Here is an 8,878-nt window from a genome sequence, read left to right on the forward strand (position 1 = left end):
TCGGCTGTCACCCTTCTTTTATTACTCCAGCATACTTTTTGATACACCACCAATTTGTTAATTATTTTATAACATTTTTAAGTAGGATTGACTATATAATTATGAAAAACAAGCTATAGGCCCTCTATATGTAAAGGGTTAGCTCTAGTTTATAGGGCGGGATAAAGCTTAAGATAAATAAGGTATGACGAGATAAGACAATAACTTTTGGTTATACAAGACAAGTTATTCATTGACCAAAAATTGTCATTAACGGGGATGAGTATGTTGAATTTAGTCTTATATGTGATGGTTTTATCGAGGTAGAGGACGCAAAATGGTCAGAATTAACCATCAACCTATGATAATTAATAAACTTATGTTCTTAATGTTAGTAATTATACGGTTGATAGCTAGTTGGAGATAAGGGTTAATTATTTAGTACAACTGGCTTTAGTAGCGCTATTTTTCTAAAAAATGCCTAACGTATCGGTATTTACTAATAGCCATAAACATTTGCCTCATAAGCGCCTATAATAGTGGTCAGTGATTATATGTAAACTGACTTTAAGATTGTGATTGCTCTCAAACCAATCGACAAAGTCCTCTCATGCCAGCCTCGCATTTAAACTCAAATCTGTAGACAGAACCCTTTAGCAGCATAAGGAAGTTGCAAAATTGTCTGTTTCTTCATTATATTAATGAATAACGGTTATACATAAAGTAATATAGAAGCCCTAATTGCAGGCTTTCACCTTATTTTGTATAACCAGTAAGTCTTACCCTAGTATTTAAGCAAAACAACGAACCCTGTAGTAAACAGGAACTACTCATAAAAAGGACAAACAAAGATGAATTATTATAAGGATGCTGACAGCACCGAAACCCAAGAATGGCTTGAAGCCTTTGAGTCTGTGATCAAACACGCGGATAAAGATCGCGCTCAGTTCCTTCTAAAAGCTTTATACAATATGGCTGTTCAAGAAGGTCTACCATTCAATCGCTTAGACACGGCATATGTAAACAGTATTGCAACAGAAGATGAGCCAATGTACCCAGGTGACTTGGGTATCGAACGCAAAATCCGTGCCCTTATTCGTTACAATGCGTTAGCCATGGTTATGCGTGCCAACAAAAATGATGACGATTTGGGTGGTCACTTAGCGTCATTTGCCTCTAGTGCTACATTGTATGAAACCGGTTTTAACCACTTTTTCCGTGCCGCAAGCGATCACTTCGGTGGTGACATGATTTATTATCAAGGTCACTCGGCACCCGGTATCTATGCGCGTTCATATTTGGAAGGTCGTCTGACAGAAGATCAGTTAGACAATTTCCGCCGTGAAGTTGGTGGTAAAGGTTTATCAAGCTATCCACATCCATACCTAATGCCAGATTATTGGCAATTCCCGACCGTATCAATGGGTTTGGGTCCGATCATGTCGATCTACCATGCCCACGTCCATCGCTATATGGAAAACCGTAAATTGCTCGAAAAAGAAGGCCGTAAGATTTGGGCATTCTTGGGTGATGGTGAGACTGATGAGCCAGAAAGCTTGGGTGCAATCTCTCTTGCCGGTCGTGAAAAGCTGGACAACCTAATTTGGGTTATCAACTGTAACTTGCAACGTCTAGATGGCCCTGTGCGTGGTAACGGCAAAATCATCCAAGAGCTAGAGTCTGTGTTCCGCGGTGCTGGCTGGCGCGTGATTAAAGTTATCTGGGGCGGTAAATGGGACAAGCTGCTGGCAAATGATGAGACCGGTGTGCTAAAACATCGTATGGAAGAGGTCGTCGATGGTGAGTACCAGCTATACGAGACACGTAGCCCTGAATTTACTCGCAAAGAGTTCTTTGGTAAATATCCTGAGCTTGAAGAGATGGCTGATGCTATGTCTGATGAAGACATTACACGCTTGAATCGTGGTGGTCACGATCCAATGAAGGTTTATGCCGCCTTTAGTGAAGCGATGAAAACCAAAGGTCAGCCAACGGTTATTTTGGTCAAAACTGTCAAAGGTTATGGTCTGTCAGAGCAAGCCCAGTCAGTCAACAAAGCGCATCAAATCAAAAAACTTGATCAAGAGGCTTTGATGTACTTCCGTGATCGTTTTGATTTGCCATTTACCGACGAGCAACTAGAAACGCTACCGTTTTATCGTCCAGATGAAAACTCAGCCGAGATGAAGTATCTAAAAGGCCGCCGTGAAGCGCTTGGTGGTCATTTGCCAAACCGTCGTAGTGGTCATATCCCGCTTAATATTCCTGAGCTATCTATCTTTGATCGTGTATTAAAAGGCAGTAATGGTAAAGAGCAATCGACGACTATGGTCTTTGTTCGCCTGTTATCAGCGATGCTAAAAGACAAAGACATTCAAGATCGCGTGGTGCCTATCGTACCGGATGAGGCGCGTACTTTTGGTCTAGAAGGCATGTTCCGTCAGCTCGGCATCTACTCTGCGGCAGGCCAGACTTATACCCCTGAAGATAGTGAAGCTTTGATGGGCTATAAAGAAGCCATTGACGGTCACATGCTAGAAGAAGGTATCAACGAAGCGGGTGCGATGAGTGCATGGATTGCTTTGGCGACCAGTTACTCTGTAAACGCGTTACCTATGATTCCGATGTACATCTACTACTCAATGTTTGGCTTCCAGCGTATCGGTGATTTGGCGTGGGCCGCAGGCGACTGTCAAGCACAGGGCTTCTTGCTTGGTGCGACAGCTGGTCGTACAACGCTCAATGGCGAAGGCTTACAGCATCAGGATGGTCATTCGCAGATTCTATTCAATGTGGTACCAAACTGTGTCACTTATGATCCTTGCTTTGGTTATGAGTTGGCGGTTGTGGTTCATGACGGTCTACGCCGTATGTATGGCGAAGGTGAGCGTGTTTATTATTACCTGACTTTGATGAATGAAAACTACGAGCAGCCTGCTATGCCAGAAGGAAGCGAGGAAGGCATCAAGCGCGGCATGTACTTGCTTGAAGATAATGGCTCAAGCCAAGTGCAGCTATTAGGCTCGGGGGTCATTTTGCGCGAAGTACAAAAAGCTTCGAAGATTCTAAAAGAAGAGTTCAATATCACATCTAACGTGTGGAGCGTGACCAGCTTTAACGAGTTGACTCGTGATGGCATGGCATGTGACGACTACAATCGTCTACATCCGATGGAAGAAGAGAAAGTCTCTTGGGTTACTGAGCAGTTAGCACCGCACGAAGGTATTATAGTGGCAGCAACTGACTATATGCGCAATTACTCAGAGCAAATCCGCGGCTGGTTACCAGATAACCGTCCTTACACCACGCTTGGTACAGATGGTTTTGGCCGCTCAGACTCACGCGAAAAACTGCGTAGCTTCTTCCATGTCGACGCTGCACACATTGTAGTGGCAACGCTTAAGCGCTTGGCAGACGAGGGTGAAGTAGAGATGCGATTGGTCAAAGACGCCATTTCAAGCTTCGGTATCGAAGCGGATCAACCGCCTGCATGGCAGCAACAGCCTCATTATGATCATTTCCCAGATGCGCCAGCACCTGACAACGTCAATCCAAATCCAGTGCCTGAGTTCATCGGTGAAGAAGACGATGAAATCACTAGTGAAGGTCGTGCTGAAGATAAAGCGGATGCAACTTTACTCAATGATGATGACGTTGAAGAATAATAATCATAAGACAAGGATATAAACCATGGACATTAAAGCCCCAGATTTGGGTGTTGATAGCGCTGAAGTCAGCGAAATTATGGTAGCCGTTGGCGATGTCATCGAAAAAGATGACAACATCATCTTGCTAGAATCTGACAAAGCGTCAGTTGAAGTGCCAAGCTCTGCTGCTGGTAAAGTGACCAAAATCAGTGTTGAGATTGGCGATCACGTCAGCGAAGGAATGGTACTGATCGAGATCGACACAGCTGACAGCGCTGCTGACGCCAGTGATGAAGCGGACGTCAGTGCGGATGATGCAGATAACGAAGCCGATGACAGTCAGAAATCTGCTGAGAAAACAGAGTCAGTCACTACTGATACAAGCAATGACGCCAAACCTGCTGCTACAAAAAGCGCTGCAGAGACATACACCTTACCTGATCTAGGCGTCGATGAAGCGCAAGTATCAGAAATTATGGTGAGTGTGGGCGATACCGTAAGTGCTGATCAATCAATTTTGCTGATTGAGTCTGATAAAGCATCGGTAGAAGTGCCAGCACCCGTAGCTGGTAAGGTTGAAAAAATACTGGTCGAAACAGGCGATATGGTTTCGAATGGTCAGGATTTCATCGTTATCATTGGTGACAGTGGTGAGTCTACAGACGAGCCTAAAGCAGAAGCGCCAGCAGCTAGCAAAGACAATAAAAAAGCGGCTGAGCCTACGCCGCAAAAAGCGCAAACCACTGGTGAGCCAAAACAAGCTGCCAAAACGACCAATACTAATACAGCTGCTAGCAAAACAGAGGGTAAATTAACTGAAGCACAAGTCAATGAAAAATTGGTTGATGTGTATGCAGGTCCTGCTGTTCGCAAGCTAGCGCGTCAGTTAGGTGTTGATATTACACAAGTGAATGGTTCAGCTCTAAACGATCGCATTCTAAAAGAAGACTTGTTTGCCCATGTTAAAAGCAGTCTAACCAAGCAGAAAGCAGCACCTGTGAGCAGTAATCCTGTTAGCTCAGGTCTACCGCAGCTGCCTGACATGAGTAATGCTGAGATCTGGGGTGAGACAGAAACACAAGACCTCAGCCGCTTGCAGAAAGTCTCGATACCACAGCTCAACTACAATACTTTGCTACCGCAAGTAACGCAGTTCGATCTGTCTGATATCACTGAGACTGAAAAATTACGTGGTGAGTTAAAAGGTGGCATGAAAGCAGAAGGTGTTGGCTTTACTATCTTGGCATTTGTGGTTAAAGCTACTGCTTACGCGTTGACTCAGCACCCACGATTCAATAGTCATTTGAGCGATGACAATACTCAGGTTATATTGCGTAAAAGTGTCAATATGGGTATCGCAGTGGCAACTGATGATGGTCTTATCGTACCTGTTATCAAAAACGTACAAGATAAAGGCCTGAAGCAAATCGCGATTGAGATCGGCGAGCTTGCAGTAAAAGCTCGTGATAAGAAGCTCAGCACTAAAGATTTGCAAGGGGCGAGCTTTACCATATCGAGCCAAGGTAACTTGGGTGGTACCGCCTTTACGCCACTAGTCAACTGGCCACAAGTTGGTATTTTAGGTGTCTCTGAAGCAAGTATGCAGCCACGTTGGGATGCTAAAAAACAAAGCTTTGAGCCACGTTTGATGCTGCCACTGTCTTTGTCTTATGACCACCGTGTGATCAACGGCGCAGACGCTGCTGTATTTACTCGTTATATCGCAACGCTACTAGCAGACCCACGTCGTATTTTAATCTAAAGCTAGCTAGCAATTAAAAAAGACTGCCCACGGGTGGTCTTTTTTTATGGAGATTATTTGTTCTTACAGGTTATTAGCTATTTTTATAAGTAATTGCCTAGTAGTTAGAGTAGACAGACGGTAGTAGCCGTAATTAATAAGCACAAAAAAGCCAGCTATTAAGCTGGCTCTTATTACGCATGGTATCTTTACTAATTTAGAACTGTTTAACGAATGCTACGCCATATACCCAAGGGCTGATATCAACTTCACCAATATCATCACCGTTGAGGCTTGCATCTGTATTGATGTCCATATAACGGGCATCAATACGGAAAGATTCAGTTGGAGCAAAAGGGATGTCAAGGCCGACATGACCTGCAACGCCGACACTGTCATCAAACTCTAAATCTGCGCCGTTAGAAATACGCTCTTTAAAAAATGTGGTGTAATTGACACCCACACCGACAAAAGGCTTCACATTCATTGGCATCATGTCATTATCAAAGTGATATTGTACTGACAAGGTTGGTGGTAAATGTTGGGTTTTACCTGTTAAAACTTGTGTGCCATCCGCACTGTTTAGATCAAAATCATGATGAAATGGAAGTGCTGCGAGTAGCTCAACACCGACATTGTTGGCAATGAAATACTCACCACTAATAGTTGGCTGTATATCGCCGTCAACATCAACAGACAAACCATTATCTAGAGTGCCATTATCACTTTTAGGGTCAACATAATGTGCACCAGCCGCAATAGACCATGTACCAGCAGGTACAGCAAAGGCAGAAGTCATGGTAAGAGCAGTGGCAGCAGCTAAAACTAGGGATTGTAGTTTCATCGGTTGGTTCCTTAATATATGAGAAAATTACCAGCGACAATGAGGGATGACAAGGTACGCTGATACATAATGTTATAATGAATGATTAAGCGGTAACATTATAACGTCATTATAATATAAAACCATAGTTACTGTAAGGTTTTAATGGTGCTTTAATCAGTTCTATTTACTTCTTTACAATAAGTAGAGTAATGATATGACTATTTGGCTTGTACAAAAAAACCGATGATTATGAGGCAGAGAATATCTGTATTGTGATATTCTGAAAATAGTATCTGAAAAGGATGGTGATGGTTATCAGCATCTAAACATTAACATTAATAAAAATTGGTGATGGCTTATTGAGTTGATATTCATGATTTGACAAGAGGCGTACGTATTATGTTCGGTTATTGTAGCAACTCCCCACTACGTTGTAAGAACGCCCGTTCTACCAAAATATTGAATCAGGTAGATTCTTGTTGCCCTGAGTGTCATTTATTTTTAGTACCTGCTCAAGATATCAGCCAGCAATTGCTCGCTGATGAGCAGTTTTTACGATTATCAGTGGTAGGCACCGCATTGATGCTATTGATCGCAGTCTATCTTTATTATCTACATGGGACATAATAGCGGCTGCTGATGAACAGGCGATAAGCCAATGCCATGCTGGGTCATGTCAAATAGTTGATATTTTCGTATTGACGAAAGCGCATTGAATAAAACGTGTGCTCTTGATGGTAGAGCGCTTGAACACCTTGCAAGGCAGTTAATTTATTTTATTTATATAACACCGGTATTTCACCGAATAGGGATGGCATGCTACTCCAATCTATAAGGCGCTTGCGTCATTTTGTTTATGATACGTTGCAAAATGATGAACATGACACTTTATTTAGCCGCTATATTGATTATTTTCTCATATTTTTGATCATGACCAATGTGGCAGCTGTGATTGCTGAGTCAGTTGACAGCTGGTACTACCCTTATCAAGATTATTTTACTTGGTTTGAAAACTTCTCTATTGTGGTCTTTTCGATTGAGTATCTGCTGCGGCTATGGAGTGTCGCTGAAGCAAAGCCTGATAATACAACGTGGAAGCAGCGCTGGGACTGGATCAGAAGTCCATCTGCTTTGGTAGACTTGGTTGCTATTGTGCCAGCCTTCTTGAACTTCTTTGTCAATATCGATTTGCGCTTCTTACGTATTTTACGTTTATTTCGTATTCTCAAACTGACCCGCTATTTTGCTTCTATGCGTATTTTGCTGGTGGTCATCAGTAAAGAGCGCGGTTCGTTTCAAGCGGTTATTTTTATATTGATTATTATGATTGTAACGGCCTCAAGCGGGATTTATTTGGTTGAAAACCATGCGCAGCCAGAAGAGTTTGAGTCAATACCCAAAGCCATGTGGTGGGCGGTGGTGACGCTTACGACGGTGGGTTATGGAGATGTCACACCAATTACTAACGCTGGTAAAATACTGGGGGCGATCATCACGATATTGGGTGTGGGTTTGGCTGCACTGCCTGCAGGTATTCTGGCGACAGGTCTGGCAAATGAATTGGCACAACGCCGCGAAGAGCTGGAGCAGCATTTTCGTGAGCAGCTGATCGATAGTGATTTTGATTTGGTACAAAATCAGATGATGATTGACAAGATTCGCCGAGAGCTGGGACTAGATAAAGAGCAAGCACAAAATATTGTACTGCAAGTGCTACGTGAGCAAGAGCTTGAGCGGCGCGAAAAAGAAGTGGAGGTGCGTCAAAAGAATTTTTGCCCGCATTGCGGCGAGGCTTTATAACCTAATCTGTCCGATAGTATTCGATAACAAATATTCGATAACAATAGACACTTATGCCTAGAGTCTTTTAAACAAAGGTTATCGGTTTGAGATCAAAGGAGACGGTATGGCAGAAATGCCGCCTCCTGTCATTTTGATTGTTGGCGTTATATTCCCTGAGGGATAGGCAGCGAACGTGCCAATTCATGCGCAACTTCTTGCGCCGCTTTTGAGAGATCTTCTGCGCTCAGTGGTAAATTTTGTAGCGTTAAATGCCAATCATCAACAGACCGGTGCAAATGAGCGACCCAAAGCGTTTTACAATCACGTGGGAGCTGTTTTAGGTTAACTTCAAAACAGCGATTACCCTCATCATCACTCAGATGTATCTCACCTTTTTTGACTCTAGAGAGAGAATGTCCGTGATACGAGTTGGCAATCAAAGCAATATGGGTGATGTGTAAGGGAATCTCCGCCAACTCTATTCTGATCTGCTCTTGATCCAGCGGTGCTAAATACATCGCTTGCTCTCCGCGATCCTTGCCATTTAGACTATCGCCTTGATGCTTGACGGATTCAGCTTTATCACGTAGTTGTTTGAACCAAACAAGGTCGCTGATGATGCAGTTGTCATCATATAAAACGCAAGCCAGATCGATATCGACCGCGCTTTTGTCTTTTTTAAAGCGCTTAAATAACCCTTTTGGCTCAATCTTGGTAAATTCATAATTGAGTGCAAAAAACAAGGTTCCGGTGTCCAAGCCCAGTCCTCTCAAACTGTCGGAAAGCAGCGGTGATGGCGCAGTGGTCGGCATAATATTCCTTTTTTATTCTTAATTATCTACAATTGTTTTAGGGCGTGTTGAACATTCGCAAATAGGCACTGCTGATCACTAAAATTGTTCC

Annotated in this window: 6 protein-coding genes; 4 read left to right on the forward strand and 2 right to left on the reverse strand. The window is 43.1% G+C overall.

All coding sequences use genetic code 11. From position 1 onward, the window contains the following. Window positions 1–830: 830 nt before the first annotated feature. Together aceE and L0G63_RS12780 are read left to right on the forward strand one after the other, a co-directional pair. Window positions 831–3,644 carry a pyruvate dehydrogenase (acetyl-transferring), homodimeric type gene (aceE, locus tag L0G63_RS12775; protein ID WP_301450994.1) on the forward strand — a complete coding sequence of 938 codons (2,814 nt, stop codon included), beginning with the start codon at window positions 831–833 and terminating at the stop codon, window positions 3,642–3,644. Window positions 3,645–3,669: 25 nt separating this feature from the next. Further along, entirely contained in the window at window positions 3,670–5,388 is a 1,719-nt protein-coding gene (locus L0G63_RS12780) for a 2-oxo acid dehydrogenase subunit E2 (RefSeq protein WP_301450995.1), read from the forward strand. A 196-nt stretch (window positions 5,389–5,584) separates the two neighbouring features. On the opposite strand, the gene L0G63_RS12785 is transcribed toward L0G63_RS12780, so the two are convergent. Then, window positions 5,585–6,211, reverse strand: a complete 627-nt coding sequence (locus tag L0G63_RS12785) for an OmpW family protein (RefSeq protein WP_301450996.1) — start codon at window positions 6,209–6,211, stop codon at window positions 5,585–5,587. A 381-nt stretch (window positions 6,212–6,592) separates the two neighbouring features. Between L0G63_RS12785 and L0G63_RS12790 the strand changes: the two genes are divergently transcribed. Together L0G63_RS12790 and L0G63_RS12795 are read left to right on the forward strand one after the other, a co-directional pair. Next, window positions 6,593–6,820, forward strand: coding sequence for a hypothetical protein (locus tag L0G63_RS12790; RefSeq protein WP_301450997.1), 228 nt, complete (start codon window positions 6,593–6,595; stop codon window positions 6,818–6,820). A 189-nt stretch (window positions 6,821–7,009) separates the two neighbouring features. Then, window positions 7,010–7,993 (forward strand): ion transporter, encoded by a 984-nt coding sequence (locus tag L0G63_RS12795; protein WP_093070850.1) that lies wholly within the window; start codon window positions 7,010–7,012, stop codon window positions 7,991–7,993. Window positions 7,994–8,139: 146 nt separating this feature from the next. Here L0G63_RS12795 and L0G63_RS12800 read toward each other — a convergent pair whose 3' ends face one another. After that, complete coding sequence (locus L0G63_RS12800) at window positions 8,140–8,787, reverse strand: TerD family protein (RefSeq protein WP_301450998.1); 648 nt, start codon at window positions 8,785–8,787, stop codon at window positions 8,140–8,142. Between the last annotated feature and the right edge of the window lie 91 nt (window positions 8,788–8,878).

It is taken from the genome of Psychrobacter sp. (assembly GCF_030454045.1).
GTDB lineage: Bacteria > Pseudomonadota > Gammaproteobacteria > Pseudomonadales > Moraxellaceae > Psychrobacter.

Coding starts and splice junctions, on each gene's coding strand:
- aceE (WP_301450994.1), top strand. CDS start 831: ATGAATTATTATAAGGATGCTGACAGCACCGAAACCCAAGAATGGCTT.
- L0G63_RS12785 (WP_301450996.1), bottom strand. CDS start 6,211: ATGAAACTACAATCCCTAGTTTTAGCTGCTGCCACTGCTCTTACCATG.
- L0G63_RS12800 (WP_301450998.1), bottom strand. CDS start 8,787: ATGCCGACCACTGCGCCATCACCGCTGCTTTCCGACAGTTTGAGAGGA.
- L0G63_RS12790 (WP_301450997.1), top strand. CDS start 6,593: ATGTTCGGTTATTGTAGCAACTCCCCACTACGTTGTAAGAACGCCCGT.
- L0G63_RS12795 (WP_093070850.1), top strand. CDS start 7,010: ATGCTACTCCAATCTATAAGGCGCTTGCGTCATTTTGTTTATGATACG.
- L0G63_RS12780 (WP_301450995.1), top strand. CDS start 3,670: ATGGACATTAAAGCCCCAGATTTGGGTGTTGATAGCGCTGAAGTCAGC.